At 65.0% G+C, this 22,758-nt stretch carries 19 protein-coding genes; 15 read left to right on the forward strand and 4 right to left on the reverse strand.

Annotated elements, in window-relative coordinates; translation table 11 throughout:
* The first annotated feature begins 125 nt into the window (after positions 1-125).
* The 3 genes from dusB (at position 126) to purH (ending at position 3,081) form a co-directional block, all read left to right on the forward strand.
* Complete coding sequence (gene dusB / locus ACLV74_RS03720; protein ID WP_411878021.1) at positions 126-1,202, forward strand: tRNA dihydrouridine synthase DusB; 1,077 nt, start codon at positions 126-128, stop codon at positions 1,200-1,202.
* The gene (locus tag ACLV74_RS03725; RefSeq protein WP_348047983.1) at positions 1,199-1,435 is read left to right on the forward strand and encodes a Fis family transcriptional regulator; all 237 of its coding nucleotides are present in this window, start codon (positions 1,199-1,201) and stop codon (positions 1,433-1,435) included. The genes dusB and ACLV74_RS03725 overlap by 4 nt, the downstream gene beginning before the upstream one ends.
* Positions 1,436-1,497: 62 nt before the next feature.
* Positions 1,498-3,081 carry a bifunctional phosphoribosylaminoimidazolecarboxamide formyltransferase/IMP cyclohydrolase gene (gene purH, locus ACLV74_RS03730; RefSeq protein WP_411878022.1) on the forward strand — a complete coding sequence of 528 codons (1,584 nt, stop codon included), beginning with the start codon at positions 1,498-1,500 and terminating at the stop codon, positions 3,079-3,081.
* A gap of 71 nt (positions 3,082-3,152) precedes the next feature.
* Here purH and hemL read toward each other — a convergent pair whose 3' ends face one another.
* Both hemL and ACLV74_RS03740 read right to left on the reverse strand, forming a co-directional pair.
* Positions 3,153-4,484 carry a glutamate-1-semialdehyde 2,1-aminomutase gene (gene hemL / locus ACLV74_RS03735; RefSeq protein ID WP_411878023.1) on the reverse strand — a complete coding sequence of 444 codons (1,332 nt, stop codon included), beginning with the start codon at positions 4,482-4,484 and terminating at the stop codon, positions 3,153-3,155.
* Positions 4,465-5,433, reverse strand: a complete 969-nt coding sequence (locus ACLV74_RS03740) for a bifunctional hydroxymethylpyrimidine kinase/phosphomethylpyrimidine kinase (protein ID WP_411878024.1) — start codon at positions 5,431-5,433, stop codon at positions 4,465-4,467. The genes hemL and ACLV74_RS03740 overlap by 20 nt, the downstream gene beginning before the upstream one ends.
* An 82-nt stretch (positions 5,434-5,515) precedes the next feature.
* On the opposite strand from ACLV74_RS03740, the gene ACLV74_RS03745 reads away from it, so the two are divergent.
* The 6 genes from ACLV74_RS03745 to ACLV74_RS03770 all read left to right on the forward strand — a co-directional run bounded on the left by ACLV74_RS03745 (position 5,516) and on the right by ACLV74_RS03770 (position 15,630).
* The gene (locus tag ACLV74_RS03745; RefSeq protein ID WP_092131853.1) at positions 5,516-5,689 is read left to right on the forward strand and encodes a rubredoxin; all 174 of its coding nucleotides are present in this window, start codon (positions 5,516-5,518) and stop codon (positions 5,687-5,689) included.
* Positions 5,690-5,762: 73 nt separating this feature from the next.
* Complete coding sequence (locus tag ACLV74_RS03750) at positions 5,763-6,161, forward strand: response regulator (RefSeq protein WP_411878025.1); 399 nt, start codon at positions 5,763-5,765, stop codon at positions 6,159-6,161.
* Entirely contained in the window at positions 6,161-6,526 is a 366-nt protein-coding gene (locus ACLV74_RS03755; protein WP_411878026.1) for a response regulator transcription factor, read from the forward strand. Before ACLV74_RS03750 ends, ACLV74_RS03755 begins: the two co-directional genes overlap by 1 nt.
* Before the next feature lie 20 nt (positions 6,527-6,546).
* A complete protein-coding gene (locus tag ACLV74_RS03760; protein WP_411878027.1) occupies positions 6,547-7,077 on the forward strand; it encodes a chemotaxis protein CheW in 531 nt (176 codons plus the stop codon).
* A gap of 30 nt (positions 7,078-7,107) precedes the next feature.
* Positions 7,108-9,396, forward strand: a complete 2,289-nt coding sequence (locus ACLV74_RS03765; protein WP_411878028.1) for a methyl-accepting chemotaxis protein — start codon at positions 7,108-7,110, stop codon at positions 9,394-9,396.
* 72 nt (positions 9,397-9,468) lie between these two features.
* A complete protein-coding gene (locus ACLV74_RS03770) occupies positions 9,469-15,630 on the forward strand; it encodes an Hpt domain-containing protein (RefSeq protein ID WP_411878029.1) in 6,162 nt (2,053 codons plus the stop codon).
* 70 nt (positions 15,631-15,700) lie between these two features.
* Here the strand turns inward: ACLV74_RS03770 and ACLV74_RS03775 are convergent, their stop codons facing one another.
* Positions 15,701-17,173, reverse strand: a complete 1,473-nt coding sequence (locus ACLV74_RS03775) for a cryptochrome/photolyase family protein (RefSeq protein WP_411878030.1) — start codon at positions 17,171-17,173, stop codon at positions 15,701-15,703.
* A gap of 62 nt (positions 17,174-17,235) precedes the next feature.
* Here ACLV74_RS03775 and ACLV74_RS03780 point away from each other — a divergent pair, with 62 nt between their 5' ends.
* From ACLV74_RS03780 to ACLV74_RS03805, 6 genes are read left to right on the forward strand one after another with little or no spacing between them, the layout of a single operon-like run.
* Complete coding sequence (locus tag ACLV74_RS03780; RefSeq protein WP_411878031.1) at positions 17,236-17,823, forward strand: YqgE/AlgH family protein; 588 nt, start codon at positions 17,236-17,238, stop codon at positions 17,821-17,823.
* Positions 17,820-18,242, forward strand: a complete 423-nt coding sequence (gene ruvX, locus ACLV74_RS03785; protein ID WP_411878032.1) for a Holliday junction resolvase RuvX — start codon at positions 17,820-17,822, stop codon at positions 18,240-18,242. Before ACLV74_RS03780 ends, ruvX begins: the two co-directional genes overlap by 4 nt.
* Positions 18,239-18,751, forward strand: a complete 513-nt coding sequence (pyrR, locus tag ACLV74_RS03790) for a bifunctional pyr operon transcriptional regulator/uracil phosphoribosyltransferase PyrR (RefSeq protein ID WP_411878033.1) — start codon at positions 18,239-18,241, stop codon at positions 18,749-18,751. Before ruvX ends, pyrR begins: the two co-directional genes overlap by 4 nt.
* A gap of 48 nt (positions 18,752-18,799) precedes the next feature.
* Positions 18,800-19,762, forward strand: coding sequence for an aspartate carbamoyltransferase catalytic subunit (locus ACLV74_RS03795; protein WP_411878034.1), 963 nt, complete (start codon positions 18,800-18,802; stop codon positions 19,760-19,762).
* A 17-nt stretch (positions 19,763-19,779) separates the two neighbouring features.
* Positions 19,780-21,078 (forward strand): dihydroorotase, encoded by a 1,299-nt coding sequence (locus ACLV74_RS03800; protein WP_411878035.1) that lies wholly within the window; start codon positions 19,780-19,782, stop codon positions 21,076-21,078.
* 14 nt (positions 21,079-21,092) lie between these two features.
* On the forward strand, positions 21,093-21,833 hold the full coding sequence (locus tag ACLV74_RS03805; RefSeq protein WP_411878036.1) for a lysophospholipid acyltransferase family protein: 741 nt from the start codon (positions 21,093-21,095) through the stop codon (positions 21,831-21,833).
* Here ACLV74_RS03805 and ACLV74_RS03810 read toward each other — a convergent pair.
* Positions 21,830-22,758, reverse strand: a 929-nt coding sequence (locus ACLV74_RS03810; RefSeq protein WP_411878037.1) for an ABC transporter ATP-binding protein, incomplete at its 5' end; no start/stop codon positions are given. The two genes, ACLV74_RS03805 and ACLV74_RS03810, sit on opposite strands and share 4 nt — an antisense overlap.

Below are 22,758 nucleotides of genomic sequence, written 5' to 3' on the forward strand. Positions count from 1 at the left end.
GGCAGGGCGCGCCGGCCGCCGTGTCAGGAAGACGCTTACAAGTCCGTGTGCAAATTTCAATTGCTGAAATTTTGGGCAGGTACAATCGTGCCTCCTTTTTCAGCAACCCGCACCCTCCATTTCCCATGAACATCGGCCCTTACGCTTTGGCAAACAACCTGTTTGTCGCGCCCATGGCCGGCGTGACGGACAGGCCGTTTCGCCAGCTCAGCAAAAAGCTGGGCGCGGGCTACGCCGTCAGCGAGATGGTGACCTCGCGCAAGGACCTGTGGGACAGCCTGAAGACTTCGCGCCGCGCCAACCACGAAGGCGAGGCCGCGCCGATTGCCGTGCAGATCGCCGGCACCGATGCGCAGATGATGGGTGAGGCCGCGGCCTACAACATCGATCGCGGCGCGCAGATCATCGACATCAACATGGGTTGCCCGGCCAAAAAGGTCTGCAACAAATGGGCGGGCTCGGCCCTGATGCAGGACGAAACCCTGGCGCTGCAGATTGTGGAGGCCGTGGTCGCCGCCTGCGCGCCGCGCAACGTTCCGGTCACGCTCAAGATGCGCACCGGCTGGTGCCAGGCCGAGAAGAACGCCCTCGCGATTGCCCGCGCGGCCGAAGCCGCCGGCGTGCAGATGATCACCGTGCACGGCCGCACGCGCGAGCAGGGCTACAAGGGCGCGGCCGAATACGACACGATTGCCGCCGTCAAGGCCGCGCTGCGCATTCCGGTGGTAGCCAACGGCGATATCAGCAGCCCCGAAAAAGCCCGCGACGTGCTCGCTTACACCGGCGCCGACGCCGTGATGATAGGCCGCGCGGCGCAGGGCCGGCCCTGGATTTTCCGCGAGGTGGCGCATTTCCTGTCCACCGGCACGCATCTTGCGCCGCCTCTGGTGGCCGAGGTCGAGCGCCTGCTGGTCGATCATTTGCGCGACCACTACGATTTGTACGGCGAGTTCACCGGCGTGCGCACGGCGCGCAAGCACATCGGCTGGTACGTGAGGGCCTTGCCCGGCGGCGAGGCCTTTCGCGCGCGGATGAATTTGCTGGAAGACTGCGACGCGCAACTGCGCGCGGTCAGCGGGTTTTTTGAAGGGCTGGGCACGCGGATGGACCGGATTCCGGCCAATGCCGCCGAGTCCGGCATTGAGGGCGTGCCGCTGGCACGGGCGAATAAAGATAAAAATCAGGAAGAAGCTGCGGCATGAGCAAGAAACACATCGAAGAGTGCGTACGCACCAGTCTGGAAGGCTATTTCAAGGACCTGCGCGGCACCGAGCCCGACGGCATGTACGAAATGATGGTCAAAGTGGTGGAAAAACCGCTGCTGGAAGTCGTCATGCAACACGCCGAACAAAACCAGTCGCGCGCCGCCGAATGGCTGGGCCTGAACCGCAACACCCTGCGCAAGAAGCTGGTCGAGCACAAGCTCATCAAATAAAAATTTCCGCCGCCCGGACCTTCCCGGGCATTCGAACCGGCTCCCCTTTTTAGAACACCACCATGAACGCACTGATTTCCGTTTCCGACAAAACCGGCATTCTCGAATTCGCGCAGGCGCTGCACGCCCTGGGCATCAAGCTGCTGTCCACCGGCGGCACGGCCAAGCTGCTGGCCGACGCCGGCCTGCCGGTGACCGAAGTCGCCGACCACACCGGTTTTCCGGAAATGCTGGACGGCCGCGTCAAGACCCTGCACCCCAAGATCCACGGCGGCCTGCTGGCCCGGCGCGATGTGCCCGAGCACATGGCTGCGCTGACGGCCCACGGCATAGACACCATAGACCTGCTGGTGGTGAACCTCTACCCCTTTGAGTCCACCGTGGCCAAGCCCGGCTGCACGCTGGAAGACGCGATCGAGAACATCGACATCGGCGGCCCGGCCATGGTGCGCTCCGCCGCCAAGAACTGGAAGGACGTCGGCGTGCTGACCGACGCCTCGCAGTACGCAGGCGTTCTGGATGAATTGAAAAACGGCGGCAAGCTCAGCGACAAAACCAAGTTCGCCTTGTCGGTGGCCGCGTTCAACCGCATCAGCCAGTACGACGGCGCGATCAGCGACTACCTCTCCGGCATCCAGGCCGACGGCACCCATGGGATGTTTCCCGGCCAGGCCAACGGCCGCTTCATCAAGGTGCAGGACCTGCGCTACGGCGAAAACTCGCACCAGCAGGCGGCGCTCTACCGCGACCTGCATCCCGCGCCCGGTTCCCTGGTGACGGCCAAACAGCTGCAGGGCAAGGAGCTTTCGTACAACAACATCGCCGATGCCGACGCCGCCTGGGAATGCGTCAAAAGCTTCGACTTCATCAAGGACGGCGCCGCCTGCGTGATCGTCAAGCATGCCAATCCCTGCGGCGTGGCTGTCGGCAAGGACGGCCTGGAGGCCTACAGCAAGGCCTTCAAGACCGACCCGACCTCGGCCTTCGGCGGCATCATCGCCCTGAACTGCCCGCTCGACGAGCGCGCCGCGCAGCAGATCTCCAAACAGTTTGTCGAAGTGCTGATGGCGCCCGCCTTCACGCCCGAGGCGCTGGAAGTCTTCAAGAGCAAGGTCAATGTGCGCATCCTGCAGATCGACCTGCCGCCCGGCGGCGACACCGCCTGGAAGCAGGGCCGCAACCTGATGGACGTCAAGCGCGTGGGTTCAGGCCTTTTGATGCAGACCGCCGACAACCACGAACTGGCCATCGGCGACCTCAAGGTGGTCAGCAAGCTGCAGCCCACGCAGGAGCAGCTGCACGACATGCTGTTTGCCTGGAAGGTCGCGAAGTACGTCAAGTCCAACGCCATCGTGTTCTGCGCCGACGGCATGACGCAGGGCGTGGGGGCCGGCCAGATGAGCCGTATCGACTCGGCCCGCATCGCCTCCATCAAGGCCGCCAACGCCGGGCTGAGCCTGCAGGGTTCGGTGGTCGCGAGCGACGCCTTCTTCCCCTTCCGCGACGGCCTTGACGTGGTGGTGGATGCTGGCGCGACCTGCGTGATCCAGCCCGGCGGCAGCATGCGGGATGATGAGGTCATTGCCGCTGCGGATGAACGCGAAGTGGTGATGGTGTTGACGGGCGTTCGGCACTTCCGGCACTGAGTTTTAAAAGCCGCAAGTGGGCCCGGCAATCCGGGCCTGCGGCGCCGCCCGCCGAGGGCGGAACAGCCGGCTCAGCCCGCGGCGAAAAACTTCGCGGCCGCGTCCACGGTGGCTTCAATGTCGGCCGCCGCGTGCGCCGAACTGACGAAGCCCGCTTCATACAGCGCCGGCGCGTAATACACCCCGCTGTCCAGCATCGCGTGAAAGAAGCGGTTGAACGCGGGGCTGTCGGTGGTCATCACCGTGGCGTAGTTCTGCGGCAACTGCCCCAGCAGGAAAAAGCCGAACATGCCGCCTTCGCTGTCGCCGCAAAACGGCACGCCGGCCTTGGCGGCTGCTTGCGTGAGGCCGGCGACCAGGCTGCGGGTGCGTTCGCTTAAAGCTTCGTAAAAACCCGGTTTCGAAATCTCGCGCAGGGTGGCCAGGCCGCAGGCGGTGGCGACCGGGTTGCCGGAGAGCGTGCCGGCCTGGTAGACCGGACCCAGGGGGGCGAGTTGCTCCATCACGGCGCGGGTGCCGCCAAAGGCCGCCAGCGGCATGCCGCCGCCTATGACCTTGCCCATGACCGTCATGTCGGGCTTGAAGCCGGGAATGCTGCGGGCATAAACGCTTTGCGCGCCGCCCAGCGCCACGCGGAATCCGGTCATGACCTCGTCGAAGACCAGCAGCGCGCCGTATTGCGTGCACAGCTCGCGGCAGCGCTTCATGAAGGGCACGCTGGCGCGCACAAAATTCATGTTGCCGGCGATGGGCTCGATGATCAGGCAGGCCAGGTCCTTGCCGTGCAGGGCAAAGGCCTCCTCCAGCTGGGCGATGTGGTTGTATTCGAGCACCAGCGTGTGCTGCACCACCTCGGGCGGCACGCCGGCGCTGGTCGGGTTGCCGAAGGTGGCAAGGCCCGAACCGGCTTTGACCAGCAGGGCGTCGGCATGGCCGTGGTAGCAGCCCTCGAACTTGATGATCTTGTTGCGCCCGGTGGCGCCGCGCGCCAGGCGGATGGCGCTCATGGCCGCTTCCGTGCCCGAGCTGACCAGTCGCACCATTTCGAGTGAAGGCACGAGCCGCACGAGTTCTTCGGCCAGTTCGACCTCACGCTCGGTGGGCGCGCCGTAGGAAAAGCCCTCCAGCGCGGCCTTCTGCACGGCTTCAAGCACGGCGGGGTGGCCGTGGCCCAGGATCATGGGGCCCCAGGAGCCGATGTAGTCGATGTAGCGCTTGCCGTCGGCGTCCCAGAAGTAGGCGCCCTGCGCGCGCTGCACGAAGCGCGGTGTGCCGCCAACGGCCTTGAAGGCCCGGACGGGCGAGTTGACCCCGCCGGGAATCAATTTTTTGGCGCGTTCAAAGAGGGCGTCGTTGCGGGAGGCTGTTTGGGGGGCGGCGGGCTTAGTGTTTGGTTGTTCCATTGGGGGGCAGGTCAAGGGTGGGTTTGGACGTCAGCTCGACGTCGTCATTGGCATCGCCCGTTTCTTCCCCGGGTTCTTCTTCAGGGTCGACATCGGCCTGCGCCCAGAACAGGCGGTCCGGCACGATGTTGCCCATTCCGGGGTGAAAGCCGGCGTCCAGGCTGTGGTCCAGGAAAGTCAGGGCCTCGGCGGTCGCGGCCTGCAGGTCGTGGCCATTGGCCAGCAAGGCGGAAAGGGCGGCGGACAAGGTGTCGCCGGCGCCGGCAAAGACCGCCTCGAAGCGTTCGAATTTCTCGCTGTAGAGCACCGCTTGCGGCGTGGCCAGCACGTTGTCGATGAACTGGTCGGGCATGGGGATGCCGGTGACGAGCGTATAGGGCACGCCCAGGTCGGCGGCCGCCTTGGCGATGTCCCGGGCCGAGGGATTGCGCTCGCCCGGCCAGTCCGGAAGCAGCCAGCGCCACAGGCTGCTGTGGTTGCCGACCAACACTGTGGTCTGGGGCAGCATCAGCTCGCGAAAGGCGTCCAGGTAGCTGTCGATTTCGCTTTCTTCCCACCAGGACAGGTTGGGCATGTAGGCGATCAGCGGCACGTCGGCATAATCCGAGGCGATTTCGGCGATGGTGGAGATGTTCTCGGGGCTGCCGACAAAGCCCACCTTGATGGCTGCAACCGGCATGTCTTCGAGCGCTGAGCGCGCCTGGTCCGTGACGGCTTCTTCATCGAAGGCAAAGTGGTCGAAAATCTCGGCTGTATCGCGCACGTAAGCGCCCGTTACAACTGCCAGCGCATGGGCGCCGGCCGAGGTGATGGAGGCAATATCCGCTGTCAGCCCGCCGGCTCCGCTGGGGTCGTTGGCATTGAATGTCATGACGCAGGCCGGTGACGCGTCGGTGTCCTCGATTTGGAGTTGTCGGCTGTCCAGTTGAGGGGTTTTTGGGTTTGCCATAGGCTGCGATTTTGCCTTGTACGCGAATAAGCAACGCCGCCTCGATACAATTGTTGCATTCTATTCGAAGGCAACTTAAGCTGTGACTCAATCAATGACGTGGATGTGTTTAATTTGTGGGTGGATTTATGACGAAGCTGCCGGCGCGCCCGAGCACGGCATAGCCGCCGGGACGCCATGGGCCCAAGTGCCCATGAACTGGACCTGCCCTGAATGCGGGGCGCGCAAGGAAGACTTTGAAATGGTTCAGATATAAGGGTTCAGGTGTCAGCCTGGACAACCGCAGACCGGCGTACCCGCCGGCGCCTGCAACAAGAGGAGCATAGGCAGTGAGCATTCCCAGTTCCGGACTGAAGGTTTTGGTCATCGATGACAGCAATACCATCCGGCGTAGCGCCGAGATATTCCTGAAGCAGGGAGGGCATGAAGTGTTGCTGGCCGAGGATGGGTTCGATGCCCTCTCCAAGGTCAACGACTACGAGCCCAATCTGATTTTCTGCGACATTTTGATGCCTCGCCTCGACGGCTATCAAACCTGTGCGATTATCAAGCGCAATGTGAAGTTTTCCAACGTTCCCATTGTGATGCTGTCCTCGAAGGACGGCGTATTCGACAAGGCGCGCGGTCGCATGGTGGGTTCGCAAGACTACCTGACCAAGCCTTTTACAAAAGATCAGCTGCTGCAGACCGTTCAGGAGCTCGGCAGCGCCAAACAAGGAGTAGTGTGATGGCAATCAAGAAAATACTGGTAGTTGACGACTCCAAAACCGAATTGATGTTTTTGACCGATCTGCTGGTTAAAAATGGTTTTTCAGTCAAAACTGCTGAAAATGCGGAAGACGCGTTCCGGCGCCTCGCAGAAGACAAACCCGAGCTCATCCTCATGGACGTGGTGATGCCCGGGCAAAACGGTTTCCAGCTCACGCGTGCCATCACGCGCGACCCGCTGTATTCCGACATCCCCATCATGATGTGCACCAGCAAGAACCAGGAAACCGACCGGGTCTGGGGCATGCGCCAAGGTGCCCGCGACTACATCACCAAGCCGGTGGACGCGGACGAGCTGATGGCCAAAATCAAGGCCCTTGGCTGAATACGGCGTAAAACCAAAGCATGGCGAACAGACAAGCCCTTAGAGAGCTCCAAACCCGGCTGGCCGACAGGTTGCAGATTGCGCGGACGCAAGGTGTCGCCGCGTCGTGGCTGGCCGTGGAAGCGGGCGGGAAGAAGTACCTGTTTCCGCTGAGCCAGTCCGGTGAAATTTTCCCCTGGGTCAGCACGCAACCGGTCCCCTACACGCAGGACTGGTTCGCCGGGGTCGCCAACTTGCGGGGCGGCCTTTTCGGCATCGTCGATCTCGCCAGCTACGTCAGCGGCAAGGCGCCGCCTCCCAAAACCGAACTCGCGCGCACCGACTCCCGGCTTGTGGCGCTTAACGCCGCGCTGGAAGTCAACTGCGCGCTGCTGATCGACAAGCTCTCCGGGTTGCGCAACCAGGATGCGTTCAGCGATTTCTCCGAAAAAGCGCCCGACGCCCCGGATTTCTTTGGTAACCAGTATGTAGACCTTAACGGTGCAACCTGGCAGGAAATCAACCTTCAGTTGCTTGCCCAGCAAGCGCATTTTTTGACGATAGGCGCATAGCGCACACTGTTTCTCCCCGGAAGGCTCACCATGTCTGTTATTGAAAATATCCAGAAGCTATTTAAAACCAAGTCCGTCCAGCCCGAGGACAGCATGGACATGGCTTCCGTCGGCACGCCGGATCCGCTGGCAACCGGCGCCATGGATGAAGCTTCCCTGCAGACCGCCACGGCGCGGCGGGCGGATGGCAATGATGATGCTTTTGGCTCCACCCGCATAGCGACGGCCGAGGACTCGGTAGTCGCCACCCCCGAAGTCCTGAGCTTGCCCGTGCTGGGCCGCAGGACCATCGGCCAGCACCAGCGGATCCTGGTGTTTTTCCTGGCTGTTTCGGTGGCGGTTCTGGGTACGGTGACTTTCCTTGCGCTGAGCCAGGCGGACAAAGTGGCTCAGCAGGTGGCGGCAACCGGCCAGTCGCTGATGCAGTCGCAACGCCTTGCGAAATCGGTGTCGCAGGCGCTGGTGGGCAGTGCCCAGGCCTTCCCCGACGTGCGCGAAAGCTCCGACGTGCTGGCCAAGACCGTGCGCGGCCTGAAGTCCGGCGAAGACAGCCTGCGCCTGGCGCCGGTCAGCGAAGACCTGCAGCCCGACGTGGAAAAAGTCACCCCCTTCATGGAACGCGCCGAAAAGAACGCCAAGACCGTGATGGGACAGCAGAACATTCTGACCCAGGTGGGCAACGCGCTGCGCACCATTAACCGCCAGTCTTCGGACCTGCTGGAAATCGCCGAAACCGTGTCCTCGCTCAAGCTGCAGCAGAATGCGGCGCCGGCTGAAATTTCCGCCTCCGGCCAGCTGGTGATGTTGACCCAGCGTATCGGTAAATCCGCCAATGAGTTCCTGACCATGGAAGGCGTGAGCCCTGAAGCCGTGTTCCTGCTGGGCAAGGATTTGAACTCGTTCAAGGAAATCGCCCAGGGCCTGCAGGAAGGCAGCCCCGAGTTGCGCCTGGCCGGCTCCAAGGATCCGCAAACCCGTGAGCGCCTTGATGCGCTGATGGCCCTCTACGAACAGACGCGCGTGCAGGCCGGCGCCATTCTGGGCAACTTGCAGGGCCTGGTGTCCGCGCGTGAAGCGCAATCCTCCATCATTGCCGACAGCGAACCGCTTCGCCGCGGCCTGGAAGACCTGCAGGGCAAGCTGTCCGTGCAAACCGGTTTGAGCGTGACTTCGCTGGGTATTCTGGCCGGTGCCGCCGCTTTTGCGCTGCTCTGCGCGGCCGGCCTGGCCCGTCTGCAGGTGCTGGACAGCCAGCAGCGCCAGGCGGTTGCGGAAACGCAGCGTCAGGAAGCCAAGGGCCAGGAGCAGGACGCCAAGCGCGTCAACGACGCCAACCAGGCCGCCATTTTGCGTTTGATGAATGAGTTGCAGACAGTGGCTGAAGGCGATTTGACGCAGGAAGCGACCGTGACCGAGGACATCACCGGCGCCATCGCCGACTCGGTGAACTACACGGTGGAAGAGTTGCGCCAGCTGGTGGGTAACGTGCAGAACACGGCCACGCGCGTTGCGCAGACGACGGCGCAGGTGGAAAGCACCTCCACCGAACTGCTGGCGGCGTCCACCGAACAGCTGCGCGAGATTCGCGAAACCGGCCAGTCGGTGCTCGACATGGCGTCCCGAATCAATGAAGTGTCCACGCAGGCGCAGGAATCTTCCCAGGTGGCGCGCCAATCGCTGACCGCCGCCGAATCCGGCCTGCAGGCCGTGCAGAACGCCATCGGCGGTATGAACTCCATCCGCGACCAGATCCAGGAAACCTCCAAGCGGATCAAACGGCTGGGCGAATCGTCCCAGGAGATTGGTGAAATTACCGAGCTGATTTCCGACATTACCGAACAGACCAACGTGCTGGCGCTCAATGCGGCCATTCAGGCGGCGTCCGCTGGTGAAGCCGGACGAGGCTTCTCGGTGGTTGCGGAAGAAGTGCAGCGGCTGGCTGAGCGTTCCGCGGATGCGACGCGCCAGATTTCGGCCCTGGTGAAAGCCATTCAGACCGACACGCAGGATGCCGTGGCCGCTATGGAACGCTCCACGCAGGGTGTGGTGGAAGGGGCCAAACTGTCCGATAACGCGGGTACCGCGCTGACCGAGATTGACCAGGTGTCACGCCGCCTCGCTGAACTGATTGAGCAGATTTCCAACTCCGCGTCCCGCGAAGCCGCTTCGGCCAACGTGGTGGCCGGCAACATCCAGCACATTTTCGCGGTGACGGAGCAAACCGGAGAAGGTACCCGTTCCACGGCGCAGCAGGTGCGTGACCTTTCCCGCATGGCTGAAGAACTGCGCCAGTCTGTGTCCCGATTCAAGATCGCCTGATGCCAGCTTGCCCGTCGTGCGCTGACCGCCGCCTTAGCCTCTGACACCGATTCCCGAACCGGCCCGTTATCTATGCAATCCAACGTCACGAACTCAACCGCTGCCGAGCTCGACCTTGCCGTCAATGACCTGGGCCCCCTCGCATGGGTGCTCGATGAGCTTCGCAAGTCGCTGGATGGCGCCGCCAAGGCCCTGAAGCGTTTCGTGCGCGACGCGGAAGCCGCGCGCGGTTCCGACCTCGCGGCCGTCGATGCCAGCCAGCTGCGGATTGCCCGCCAGCAACTGCACCAGGCAGTGGGCGCGCTCGAGATGGTCGGCCTCGCGGGCCCCGCGCTGGTGCTCCGCGCCATGGAAGCGGCGGTGCAGAAATTTGTGCAGCAACCCGAGCAGTGCAACCAGGACGCGGCCGGAAAAATCGAACGGGCCAGCTTTGCGCTGACCGAATACCTCGAAGGCGTGCTGGCCGACAAGCGCGTCTCCGCGGTCTCCCTGTTCCCCCAATACCGCGACGTGCAGGAACTGGTGCGAGCCGACCGCATCCATCCCGCCGACCTGTGGCCTTTCGAGTGGCGCTGGCTGGAGCCGGAACTGCCGTCCGCCGCCGAACCGCGCAATTACGACGACAGCGCGCGTGCCGTGCTGGATCAGTCGGTGCTTCAGATCATGAAGGGCAAGGCGCCGCAAGCCGCCAAAAACCTGAAGGAACTGAGCCTCGGATTTGCCGCCAGGCAGGCCGACCGCCAGCCCAGGATCTTCTGGAAAATCGCCGCGGCATATTTCGAAGCGCTTGCCAACGAACTGCTCGGCTCGGACATCTACGTCAGGCGCGCGGGTTCCCGCATCCTGATGCAGTACGCCTCGCTGGCCAAGGGCGACACCGCCGTCTCGGAACGGCTTGCCCAGGACCTGCTGTTTTTCTGCTCGCAAGCGGTTTCCGCGCGTGCCAGCGACACGCCCGTGCTGTCGGCCGTCCGCTCGGCCTACGGCCTGAACCGCTTCAAGCCGGTTGATTACGAACTCGTCCAGTTCGGGCGTTTCGATCCGGCCCTGCTGGCGCAAGCCCGCAAGCGCATCACCTCGGCCAAGGAAACCTGGTCCTCGCTGTCCGCCGGCGACGCCAACAAATTCAAGTCGGTGGCCGACCAGTTCAGCCTGGTGACCGACTCGCTGCTCAAGCTCCATCCACCGAGCGAACCCCTGGCCCAGGCCCTGACCCGCGCCGTCGACACGACGGTACGCTCGGGCCATGCGCCCGGTATTGAACTGGCCATGGAAGTGGCCACCTCGGTGCTCTACCTGGAAGCTGCTTTCGACGACCTGGACCCCAACGACCCACAGCTGGCGGTGCGTACCGCCAACCTGGCCGAGCGCCTGGAAGGTGTCAGGGCCGGCGGGCAGCCCCAGCCGCTGGAAGGCTGGATGGAAGAGCTCTATCGCCGCGTCAGCGACAAGCAGACCATGGGCAGTGTGGTCGGTGAGTTGCGCATTTCGCTGGGCGAGCTCGAAAAATCGCTGGACGTGTTCTTTCGCAACCCGCAAGACAAGGCGGCACTGCAATCTGTTCCCGGCCAGCTGTCCCAGATGCGCGGTGTGCTGTCCGTGCTGGGGCTGGACCAGGCTTCGCACGCGGTGCTGCGCATGCGCGACAGCGTCGAGCAGATGCTCGTCACCGAAATCGACGAACAAATGGCGCGCGCCGCGGGCACGTTTGAACACCTGGGCAACAACCTGGGTGCCTTGAGTTTCCTGATCGACATGCTGAACTACCAGCCTGCGCTGGCGAAGAAGCTCTTTGTCTACGACGATGAAAAGGGCGAACTCCGACCGCTGATGGGCCGCACGCTCAATGCGTCCAGCGCCGCCTCGGCCGTCTCCGTCAGCAGCGACATGCTCTCCCAGGAAGTCATTTCCGTGGTGCAGGATGCCGGCCACGGCGAAGCCGAAGCAAGCCTCACCGTCAAGCTCGATACCCTGGCGACCCATGCGGCGCTGGCCGAGCAGCCGGCCTTGGCCCAAACCGCGCGCGAGGCATCCGCCGCCGTATCGGGCAGCAATGCCGGTGCGGCCGCCACCGCCTTGACGACGCTGGCCTTCTCCGTGACGCCGGCTCCCGTCGCGCCTGAAAGCCAGGCCGCATCCGACGACTTTGAAGAAGACGACCTGCGCGACATCTTCCTGGAGGAAGCGCGCGAAGTGGTCGGTAACGGCCAGGAAGCCCTGGCCGCGCTGGCCGGCGACCCCGCCGACATCTCGCAGCTCACCGTCTTGCGGCGTGCCTTTCACACGCTCAAGGGCAGCTCACGCATGGTGGGGCTCAATGAGTTTGGCGAAGCCGCCTGGTCGCTGGAGCAAATGCTCAACAGCTGGCTGGCCGACCAGAAGGCCACCACCGATGAATTCAGGGCCTTGTCTAGCGAGGCCATGAACGGCTTCGCGAGCTGGATCGCCGACATTGCCGCGAACCAGGACGGCGCCTGGTCGGCTTCAGCCTTCCGCGTCAGCGCCGACGCCATGCGCACCGAAGGGCGTTACAGCCCCTTGGTTCTGGGCGCCAAGGCGGACGCGGCGGCAAGCCCCTCGCCCGCCGTGGAGCCGCCGGTCGCGGCGGCCGAAACGTTTTCCATGCCCGAGTTCGACCTGGACGCCGGTGCGCCCGAGGTCGTCGGCACCGCAGCGGCTGAAACCCCTGCCGCCCTTACCGACCTGGACTTTGACCTGGTGTTCGAGAACGTGGACGCCACCGCGCAAGCCAAGCCCGCCGAAGCGGTGGGGGAGCCCGCCGTGGAGATCGCCGGCATCGATTTCGGCAGCCTCGCCGGGCTTTCCGCGAACGCCGAGATTACCGTGGCGCCCGTCGCCGCGAGCGATCCCGGCCCGTCGCTGGACCTGGACACCGGGGAATCCATCGAACTGTCCGATGCGGACTTCGACAAGCACTTCCAGGCTGAAGCCACTGAACCGGCCGAGCCCGCCAGGGCCGACTTTGCCGCCGACTTCTCATTCGACGCATCGCCCGCAAGCGCCGCCGAGCCCGCACCGGTTCAACATCTTGAGACCATTGAGGCGCTGGATGCCCTGGACACCGTCGAGGCGAGCGACAGCATGCTGTCCGCCGACGGCAGCGGGGACGAGCAGGTGAAGGTGATAGGCGCATTGCGCATCGGAATCCCGCTGTACAACGTGTACCTCAACGAAGCCGACGAATGGTCGCGCAGGCTGGTGACGGAAGTGGCCGAATGGTCGCTCGAGCGCAACCAGCCGGTCAGCGATTCCACCGTGGCCCTGGCGCACTCCCTGGCCGGCAGCTCCGCCACGGTCGGCTTTGACGCCCTGTCCGAAATGGCCCGCGCGCTGGAGCATGCCTTGCAGCAATCCCGCGCGCACCACAGCAACGGCGCCGTCAAGTACGGCCAGGTGTTTGTGGACGCGGCGGAAGACATCCGCAGGCTGCTGCACCAGTTTGCCGCCGGTTTCCTCAAGGAGCCGGACGCGAGCGTTCTTGACCGCTTGAAGCAGCTTGATTTCTCCGACTCGGTTTTGCCACCGGGCACCGATCTCTCCGACTTTGATTTCGCTCCCGATTCCCTTGAAGCCGACGAGCCTGTTGCCGAAGCAACGCCCCTGCCCGAGCCTGAGGCTGTTCCTGTGCAGGCCGTCAAGCCGGCCCCGGTTGTCGAAGCACCCGCACCCGCGCCGGTAGCACCTGTACAGGCGGCTACGCCTGTGCCGCCGCCTGTAACCCTGGTTGCGCCTCCTATGCGGCTGGTCACGCCGGCTCCCGCACCCGCCGCCCAGAATTTCGGGGATGAGGAAGACGAGGAAATCGATGCGGTCGACGCGATCGACCCCGACCTGTTCCCGATTTTTGAAGAAGAAGGCGCCGAATTGATGCCCCAGCTGGGCGGCGCGCTCAGGCAATGGTCCGCGCGGCCCGACAACAAGGGCGCGCGCATGGAAGTGCTGCGCGCACTCCATACGCTCAAGGGCAGTGCCCGGCTTGCCGGCGCGCTGCGCCTCGGTGAAATGGCGCACAGGATCGAATCCGAAATCGAGTTCCTCGGCTCCGACGCCGCCGCCTCGGCCGAATTCGAACCCCTGATCAACCGTTTTGATGCCATGGAAGCCGCGTTTGAAGCGCTGCGCCATGCCGACGCGGCCGCCGCCGCCGCGCCTGTGCCGCTGGCGCCTCTTGCCGCCGCCGAACCTGTCCTGAAGCCCGTGCCCGTTGAAGAAGCCGCCGCACTGGATGACCAGGATGCCCCGGCGGAAACGGCCGCACCGGTTGCCGCCACCGGCTCCCGCAAACTCACGGTGCCGGCGCCGCAGACCATGGCCATGCAGCCCCTGCGGCAAGCGGCCAACGCGTCGATTCGCGTGCGCTCGCAACTGCTGGACCGCATGGTCAACCAGGCTGGTGAAGTCATGATCACCCGCTCGCGCCTGGAGGCCGAACTCGGCCAGCTGCGCGGCTCGCTGAACGACATGAGCGGTAACTTGAACCGCTTGCGCCAGCAGTTGCGCGACATCGAACTGCAGGCTGAAACCCAGATGCAATCGCGCCTGGCGCAGGCCAAAGAGGCCCAGGCCGGGTTCGATCCGCTCGAGTTTGACCGCTTTACCCGCGTGCAGGAACTGACGCGCATGATGGCCGAATCCGTGAACGACGTGGCGACCGTGCAGCGCACCTTGCAGCGCACGGTGGAAGCCACCGAGGACGACCTGATCGCCCAGGCCCGCCAGACCCGCGAATTGCAGCGCGACCTGCTGCGCACGCGCATGGTGGAGTTCGAAGGCATTTCCGAGCGCCTGTACCGCGTGGTGCGCCAGGCTTCCAAGGACACCGGCAAGCAGGTGAAGCTGGACCTGCTGGGCGGCACCATTGAAATGGACCGCGGCATGCTGGACCGCATGACGCCCGCGTTTGAGCATTTGCTGCGCAATTGCGTGGCGCACGGTATCGAAAGCACCGAGACCCGCACCAACGCCGGCAAGGACCCGGTCGGCCTGATCACCGTCCATTTGCGCCAGGAAGGCAACGACGTTTCGGTCGACTTCAGCGATGACGGCGCCGGCCTGGACCTGCGCCGCATCCGCGAAAAAGCCATCAGCCTCGGCATGATCACGCCGGACCAGCCGCTGGAAGACAGCGACGCCGCCAACCTGATTTTCATGCCCGGCTTCTCCACCGCAGCGCAGGTCACTGAACTGGCCGGCCGCGGCATCGGCATGGACGTGGTCCGCTCCGAGGTCAACTCGCTGGGCGGCCGGATTGAAACGTCCACCGTGACAGGCAAGGGCACCCACTTCAAGCTGGTGCTGCCCTTGACCACGGCCGTGACGCAGGTGGTGATGATCCGCGCCGGCAATCTCTCGGTGGGCGTGCCCGCCAACGTGGTGGAAACCGTGCGCCGCGCTACCGCCAAGGAACTGCAACAGGCCTACAACACCGGCACGCTGGACGTCGCCGGCGAAGCCGTCCCCTTCTTCTGGTCGGGCGCCTTGCTGCAGGCCTCCCACCGCAGCGGCGAGCCCCAGGGCAAGACCACGCCGGTCGTGATTTTCCGAAGCGCCGCACAGCGCATCGCCCTGCACGTCGATGAAGTGCTGGGCAACCAGGAAGTTGTGGTGAAGAATCTCGGGCCGCAGCTGTCGCGCCTGCCGGGCCTGGCGGGTATGTCCGTGCTGGCTTCGGGCGCCGTTGTGCTGATTTACAACCCGGTCGCGCTGGCTTCCGTGTACGGCCAGCAGGCCCGTGCCTGGAGCACGGACAGCGCCGAGCCGCATATGCTGGAAGACGCCGGCGGCGGCAGCACTGCAAAGGCGCCTGTCCTGATGCCGGTGGCGCCGCAGATCCCGCTGATCCTCGTGGTCGACGATTCCATCACGGTGCGCCGCGTCACGCAGCGCCTGCTGCAGCGCGAAGGCTACCGCGTCTCGATGGCGGCCGACGGCCTGCAGGCGCTTGAGCGCCTGCAGGAAGAGCGGCCGGCCGTGGTGCTGTCCGACATCGAAATGCCGCGCATGGACGGCTTCGACCTGGCGCGCAACATCCGCGCCGACGTGCGGCTGAACAACCTGCCCATCATCATGATCACCTCGCGGATCGCTGAAAAGCACCGCGAGCATGCCAAGGAACTCGGCGTCGACCACTACCTGGGCAAGCCTTACTCCGAAGAAGAGCTGATGAGCCTGGTGCGCCACTACTGCGCCGCCGAGACCGCAATCTCCGCTTGAGTTTGCCGGATTCCGCCTGCTGCGCAGGTGGAATCCTCGCAGGCCGCGCGCTCTCCTTGAGATCGCCGGCTCAGGACTTTTTCACCACCGCATAGCGCTGCAGGGTCAAGGCCCGGGCTTCGTCGTGCCGCACGATGGGCAGCGGGTAATCCTTGCCCGGCACCACGCCCGCGGCCGCCAGTTCCAGCGGCGCGGCCAGCCAGGGGCTGTGGATGGCCGATGCGGGCAGCTTCGCCAGCGCGGGCACATATTTACGGATGAAGCCGCCGTCGGCGTCGAATTTCTCGCTCTGGCTGACCGGGTTGAAGATCCGGAAGTAGGGCTGCGCATCGCAGCCCGTGCTGGCCGCCCATTGCCAGCCGCCATTGTTGGCCGACAGGTCGAAGTCATTGAGCTTTTCGGCAAAGTAACGCTCGCCCCGGCGCCAGTCGATGCCCAGGTCTTTCACCAGGAAACTCGCCGTCACCATGCGCAGGCGGTTGTGCATGTAGCCGGTCTGGTTGATCTGCGCCATGGCCGCGTCGACCAGCGGGTAGCCGGTGCGGCCTTCGCACCAGGCCCGGAACAGCGCATCGGCCTTCTCGCCGCTCTCCCATTGGATCGCGTCGTATTCCGGCTTGAACGCGCTGTGCACCGCATGCGGGAAGTTGCTGAGGATCTGCGCATAAAAATCGCGCCAGACCAGTTCGCTGAGCCAGGTCGCCGCGCCCTCGCTGTCCCTGTGTTCGGGGCTCAGCGCCGCCGCGGCCATTTGCCGGATAGACACCGTGCCGAAGCGCAGGTGCACGCCCAGGTAACTCGGCCCCTTGACGGCCGGGTAGTCGCGCGTTGCCTTGTAGTTCGCCATGCGGCCGAGGAAGTCTTCAAAAAGCCGTGCGCCACCCTCGCTGCCGGTCGGTATTTTCAGCGCCGTCAGATTGGTCTTCTCAAACCCGAGTCCGGCCAGTGAGAGGATGGCGCGCTTTTCATCCGGCATGGCCGCCAGCGCCGCCGCGTAGCGGTCAATCGGGTAAGGCTTGAGGTAAAAATCGTCGACCTTTTTGAGCCAGGCGTTTTTGTAAGGCGTGAACACCGTGTAGGGCTTGCCCGCCAACGTCAGCACTTCCTGGCGCTCGAAGATCACGTGGTCCTTGAAGCTGTGCCAGGCCACGCCTTGGGCTTGCAGCGCGGCCTGCACGGCGGCATCGCGCGCCAGGGACTGGGGTTCGTCGTCATGGTTGGCAAAGACGGCGTCGGCGGACAGTTCCGCGGCCAGCCGGGGAAGGGCGTCGCCGGCACGGCCATGCACCACGATGAGGCCCGCGTGCGGGCTGCCGTTCGCGGCGCCGAGTTGGCGCAGCTGGCCATCCAGGCCCAGCACCGATTCGTGGATGAATTCCACGCGCCGGTCGGCGCGGGGCAGGGGGTCCAGGATGTCCCGGTCGAACACAAAGACACAGAACACCTGCTTACAGGCTTTCAATGCGTGGTGCAGCGCGGCGTTGTCCTGGGCCCGCAGGTCGCGCCTGAACCACATCAGGCCAGCCTGGTATTTCTTTTGCATGATGGGATGGTAGCGAAAGCAAAGCCGCGCACGGCGCTTTCCACTGCGCGTAAAATCCGGGAATGGCCACGGATTCCGCATCGATCAACCTCACGCATCACTTCCTCATTGCCATGCCCGGCATGGACGACGAAGCTTTTGCCAAAAGCGTGGTCTATATGTGCGAACACAGCGACAGGGGCGCGCTGGGGCTGGTCATCAACAAGCCCAGCGACATCAGCCTCAAAAACCTGTTCGACAAGGTCGAGCTGCCCTTGCGCCGCGACGACCTGACGCAAACCCCGGTGTTCCAGGGCGGCCCGGTCCAGACCGAACGCGGGTTTGTGCTCCACGAATCCATGATGCCCGGAAGCGAATCGGTCTATGCCTCGACCATGACGATTCCCGGCGGCCTCGAAATGACCACCTCCAAGGACGTGCTGGAAGCCCTCTCCACGGGCGCCGGCCCGCGCCGGGTGTTTGTCTCGCTCGGCTACTCGGCCTGGGGCGAAGGCCAGCTTGAATCGGAAATCTCCGACAACAGCTGGCTCACCGTCGCCGCCGACGTCGGCGTGATCTTCGACACGCCGGTCGAACAGCGCTACGACAAGGCGCTCATGCTGCTGGGCCTCCAAAGCTGGATGCTCTCTCCCGAGGCCGGCCACGCATGAGCCTGGCGGCCATGCCTTCCCCTCAGGCCACTGGCCTTCACACCTTTCTGGCTTTCGACTTCGGTCTCAAGCGCACCGGCGTGGCCACCGGCAATGTGCTTACGCGCACCGCCTCGCCACAGGCCACCATTTCCGCCGAGGGCAGCGACGCCCGCCTCAAGGCCGTCGAGGCGCGCGTCAAGGAATGGCAGCCCGACGCGCTGGTGGTCGGCGTCCCTTTTCATCCCGACGGCGCGAGCCACGACAATACCCTGCGGGCGAAGAAGTTCGCACGCCAGCTTCGCGCCCGCTTCGGCCTGCAGGTCTTCGAGGTCGATGAGCGCTACAGCACCACCGAGGCTCTGGCCGGCGGCGCGGCCGACGCCGACGCTGCCTCGGCCTGCATCATCCTCGAGCAGTTTTTAAGGAGTCTTCCATGAGCAGTCTGACACTGGACGCCGAGGCGCTGTACGGCGACCTGCTGCGCGGCATGCGCCAGCAACTCGCGTCCTATCCCACACCGCCCATGCTGGTCGGCGTGGCCTCGGGCGGCGCCTGGCTGGCGCAGCGCCTGCAAAAAGATTTGGGCCTGGCCGCCGAAGCCGGCATCCTGTCGTCCTCCATGCACCGTGACGATTTTTCGCAGCGCGGCCTGGCCTCCAGCGGGCAGACCCTGCTGCCGTTTGACGTCAACGGCGCCCACCTGATCGTGGTCGACGACGTGCTCTACACCGGCCGCACCATACGCGCGGTGCTCAACGAGTTGTTCGACTACGGTCGGCCCGCCAGCGTCAAGCTGGTGGTGCTGGTGGACCGCGGCGGGCGCGAGCTGCCGGTGCAGCCGGACCTTGCCGTGGCACGTGTGGCCTTGCCGGCCTCGCAGTCGCTGGAGCTGGCGCGCGCCGAAGACGGCAAGTTCAGCTTCCAGGTGCAGGACCACCAGGCCTGACGCTATCCAACCTACGAGACCCATAAGAGAACAAGAGGAGTCCACAACGTGCTGTACCGACGAAACCCGCAACTCAACAAAAACGGCGAGCTGATCCACCTGCTGTCCATCGAAGGCCTGCCCAAGGCCACACTGACGCAAATCCTCGACACCGCCGCCAATTTCGTCAGCGTCAACAACCGCGAAGTCAAAAAAGTCCCGCTGCTGCGCGGCAAGAGCGTTTTCAACCTTTTCTTCGAAAACTCCACGCGCACCCGCACGACCTTCGAGATCGCCGCCACACGGCTGTCGGCCGACGTCATCAACCTGGACATCGCGCGCTCCTCGGCCTCCAAGGGCGAGTCGCTGCTGGACACCATCGCCAACCTGAGCGCCATGGCCGCCGACCTGTTTGTGGTGCGCCACAGCGAATCGGGCGCGCCCTACCTGATCGCCCAGCACGTCGCGCCGCACGTGCACGTGATCAACGCCGGCGACGGCCGCCACGCGCATCCCACGCAGGGCCTGCTGGACATGTACACCATCCGGCACTACAAAAAAGACTTCAGCAACCTGACCGTCGCCATCGTCGGCGACGTGTTGCACTCGCGCGTGGCGCGCTCCGACATCCACGCGCTGACCACGCTGGGCTGCCCCGAGGTGCGCGTGGTCGGCCCCAAGACCCTGGTGCCGGCCGACATGGCGCAGATGGGCGTGCGCGTGTGCAACACGCTCGAAGAAGGCATCAAGGGCGCCGACGTGATCATCATGCTGCGCTTGCAGAACGAACGCATGTCGGGCGCGCTGCTGCCCAGCAGCCAGGAGTTCTTCAAGAGCTTCGGCCTCACCACCGAAAAACTGCAGCTGGCCAAACCCGACGCCATCGTCATGCACCCCGGCCCCATCAACCGCGGCGTCGAGATTGACTCCGCCGTGGTCGACGGCACGCAAAGCGTCATCCTGCCGCAGGTCACCTTCGGCATCGCGGTCCGCATGGCGGTGATGAGCATAGTCGCCGGAAACGAAGCCTGAACGCGCGGAGAAAAAGAATGAAGATACTGATCAAGAACGGCCGCGTCATCGACCCCGGCTCCAACTTCGACGAAACCTGCGACGTGGCGATTGCCGCCGGCCGCATCGTCTCGCTCAAGAACACCCCCGCCGATTTCGCGCCCAACAAGACCATAGACGCCGCCGGCTGCATCGTCGCGCCCGGCCTGGTCGACCTGTCGGCCCGGCTGCGCGAGCCCGGGCATGAGCACGAAGGCATGCTCGAAAGCGAACTGGCGGCGGCCGTCGCCGGCGGCGTGACCAGCCTGGTCTGCCCGCCCGACACCGACCCGGTGCTCGACGAGCCGGGTCTCGTGGAGATGCTCAAGTTTCGCGCCGAAAAACTGCACCAGTCGCGCGTGTTCCCGCTGGGCGCGCTGACCCGCGCGCTCAAGGGCGAGACGCTGACCGAGATGGTCGAGCTGACCGAGGCCGGCTGCGTCGGTTTCAGCCAGGCCGAAGTGCCGCTGGCCAACACGCAGGTCATGATGCGCGCGCTGCAATACGCCTCCACCTTCGGCTACACCGTGTGGCTGCGGCCGCAGGAGCTCTACCTGGGCCAGGGCGTGGCCGCCAGCGGCGCGCTGGCCACGCGCCTGGGCCTGAGCGGCGTGTCCGTCGCGGCCGAGACGATCGCGCTGCACACGATTTTTGAGCTGGTGCGCGCCACCGGCGCGCGCGTGCACCTGTGCCGCATCAGCAGCGCCGCGGGCGTCGCGCTGGTCGCCAGGGCCAAGGCCGAAGGCCTGGCCGTGACCTGCGACGTCAGCATCAACAGCCTGCACCTGACCGACGTGGACATCGGCTACTTCGACAGCCGCATGCGCCTGGACCCGCCGCTGCGCCAGCAGCGCGACCGCGACGCAATCCGCCAGGGCCTGGCTGACGGCACCATTGATGCCCTGGTGTCCGACCACACGCCGGTCGATGAAGATGCCAAAACCCTGCCGTTTGCCGAAGCCGAGCCCGGCGCCACCGGATTGGAATTGCTGCTGGGCCTGGCCTGCAAGTGGGGCAGCGACAGCAACGCCGGGCTGCTGCGCGCGCTGGCGGTATTGACCAGCGAACCCGCGCGCGTGCTCGGCGATGCGCTGGGCACGCTGCAGGGCAGCGCGGGCCGTCTCGTCAAGGGCGGCGTGGCCGACATCTGCGTGTTCGACCCGAAGGGCGAATGGACGGTGGAGCCGGCCGCGCTGCGCAGCCAGGGCAAGCACACGCCCTTCACCGGTCACCAGATGCCGGTGCGCGTGCGCTGGACGGTGGTGGGCGGGCAGCTCGCCTACGAAGCCTCGCACTGAGGCGCGGCCAACCCATGAGATGGCTTCGTTTCTGCTGGACGCTGCTGCGCGCCACCGTGCACGCGGTGCAGGGCTTCTGGACGATCAAAACCCTTTTTCCCAAACTGGAACAGGCCGACAGGGAAGCGCGCGTGCAGGTGTGGGCCGGCGCCATGCTGCGCATCGTCGGCATCGAACTGGTGGTCAAGGGCACGCCGCCCGCCAGCGGCCCCATGCTGCTGGTGGCCAACCATATTTCGTGGCTGGACATCCTGGTGATGCACGCGTCGCGCCATTGCCGCTTTGTCTCCAAGGCGGACGTGCGCGACTGGCCTTTTGTGCGCACGCTGTCCGACGGCGCCGGCTCGCTCTACATCGAGCGCGAGTCGCGCCGCGACGCCCACCGGGTGGTCACGCAGATGGCCGACCGCCTGCAGGCGGGCGACATCCTCGCGGTGTTCCCTGAAGGCACGACGGGCGACGGCATCACGCTCAAACCCTTCCATGCCAACCTGATCCAGGCGGCCATTGAAGCCGCTGTGCCGGTGCAGCCGGTGGCGCTCAAGTTCATCGACGCGGCCAGCGGCGCCACCAGTTTCGCGCCCAGCTACGTGGACGACGAAACCCTGGCCGGCTCGATCTGGCGCACGCTCACGGCGCCGCCCATCAAGGCGGTGGTGGTCTTTGGGGAGCCGCAGGCACCGCAAGGGCAGACGCGGCGGGTCTGGGCGCAGACGCTGCGGGAAGACATCGAACGCCTGCGGCTGCAGGCTTAAGGCGCGACACTTTCTTCGCGGGGAAAAGTCACCACGTGGTCGACCTCGGCGCGTATGCCTATCCACTCGCCCAGCGCGTGGTTGTGGTGCGAAGGCACATGCGCCATCACGGTCTCGCCCGTCTGCAGCTTGAGCGTGTACAAAAACTCCGAGCCGCGAAAGGCCTTGCGCTGGATTTGCGCTTTGACCGGCGCGTTGTCGTCGTGCACGATGTCGTCGGCCCGCAGCAGCACGTCGCACAAGCCGCCGGCGTAGGCGCCCGGCAAGGGGCATTCCAGCATGTCCGTGAGGTCGCCCAGCGCGGTATGCACCACCACCTCCTCGCCGTGCTGCTCGATATGGGCCTGCGCAAACACGCCATGGCCTATGAAGTCGGCGACAAAGCGCGTGGCCGGCCGGTGGTACAGCGCGTAAGCCTCATCCCACTGGTGCAGCCGGCCCTGGTGCATCACGCCTATGCGGTCGCCGATGGCGAAGGCTTCGAGCTGGTCGTGCGTGACGAACAGGGCAGTGGCCCCGGCCGCCTTGAGGATGCCGCGCACCTCGTGCGCCAGGCGCCCGCGCAGGTCCACGTCGAGATTCGAAAAAGGTTCATCCAGCAGCAGCAAGCGCGGCTGCGGCGCCAGCGCCCGCGCCAGCGCCACGCGCTGCTGCTGGCCGCCCGACATGCGGCGCGGATAGCGATCGGCGAAGCCCTTGAGGCCGACCAGTTCCATCGCCTCCTGCGTGCGCCTGTCGCGATCGGACTTGGGCACGTCGCGCATCTCGAGCCCGAAGGCGATGTTCTCCGCCACGGTCATGTGGGGAAAGAGTGCATAGCTCTGGAAGACGATGCCGAGACCGCGCTTGTTGGGCGCGACCGAGACCAGATCGGCGCCGTCGAGCCGGATGCCGCCGTGGTCGACATCGACGAAGCCGGCGATCA

The organism is Polaromonas sp. YR568 (assembly GCF_943369415.1).
Lineage (GTDB): Bacteria > Pseudomonadota > Gammaproteobacteria > Burkholderiales > Burkholderiaceae_C > Polaromonas.

What these genes read in the sequence shown, in the direction of transcription:
- ACLV74_RS03775 (WP_411878030.1), bottom strand. Translation starts at nt 17,173, where the DNA reads ATGCAAAAGAAATACCAGGCTGGCCTGATGTGGTTCAGGCGCGACCTG.
- ACLV74_RS03800 (WP_411878035.1), top strand. Translation starts at nt 19,780, where the DNA reads ATGAAGATACTGATCAAGAACGGCCGCGTCATCGACCCCGGCTCCAAC.
- ACLV74_RS03740 (WP_411878024.1), bottom strand. Translation starts at nt 5,433, where the DNA reads ATGGCAAACCCAAAAACCCCTCAACTGGACAGCCGACAACTCCAAATC.
- ACLV74_RS03765 (WP_411878028.1), top strand. Translation starts at nt 7,108, where the DNA reads ATGTCTGTTATTGAAAATATCCAGAAGCTATTTAAAACCAAGTCCGTC.
- ACLV74_RS03780 (WP_411878031.1), top strand. Translation starts at nt 17,236, where the DNA reads ATGGCCACGGATTCCGCATCGATCAACCTCACGCATCACTTCCTCATT.
- ACLV74_RS03755 (WP_411878026.1), top strand. Translation starts at nt 6,161, where the DNA reads ATGGCAATCAAGAAAATACTGGTAGTTGACGACTCCAAAACCGAATTG.
- ruvX (WP_411878032.1), top strand. Translation starts at nt 17,820, where the DNA reads ATGAGCCTGGCGGCCATGCCTTCCCCTCAGGCCACTGGCCTTCACACC.
- ACLV74_RS03770 (WP_411878029.1), top strand. Translation starts at nt 9,469, where the DNA reads ATGCAATCCAACGTCACGAACTCAACCGCTGCCGAGCTCGACCTTGCC.
- hemL (WP_411878023.1), bottom strand. Translation starts at nt 4,484, where the DNA reads ATGGAACAACCAAACACTAAGCCCGCCGCCCCCCAAACAGCCTCCCGC.
- ACLV74_RS03725 (WP_348047983.1), top strand. Translation starts at nt 1,199, where the DNA reads ATGAGCAAGAAACACATCGAAGAGTGCGTACGCACCAGTCTGGAAGGC.
- pyrR (WP_411878033.1), top strand. Translation starts at nt 18,239, where the DNA reads ATGAGCAGTCTGACACTGGACGCCGAGGCGCTGTACGGCGACCTGCTG.
- purH (WP_411878022.1), top strand. Translation starts at nt 1,498, where the DNA reads ATGAACGCACTGATTTCCGTTTCCGACAAAACCGGCATTCTCGAATTC.
- dusB (WP_411878021.1), top strand. Translation starts at nt 126, where the DNA reads ATGAACATCGGCCCTTACGCTTTGGCAAACAACCTGTTTGTCGCGCCC.
- ACLV74_RS03760 (WP_411878027.1), top strand. Translation starts at nt 6,547, where the DNA reads ATGGCGAACAGACAAGCCCTTAGAGAGCTCCAAACCCGGCTGGCCGAC.
- ACLV74_RS03805 (WP_411878036.1), top strand. Translation starts at nt 21,093, where the DNA reads ATGAGATGGCTTCGTTTCTGCTGGACGCTGCTGCGCGCCACCGTGCAC.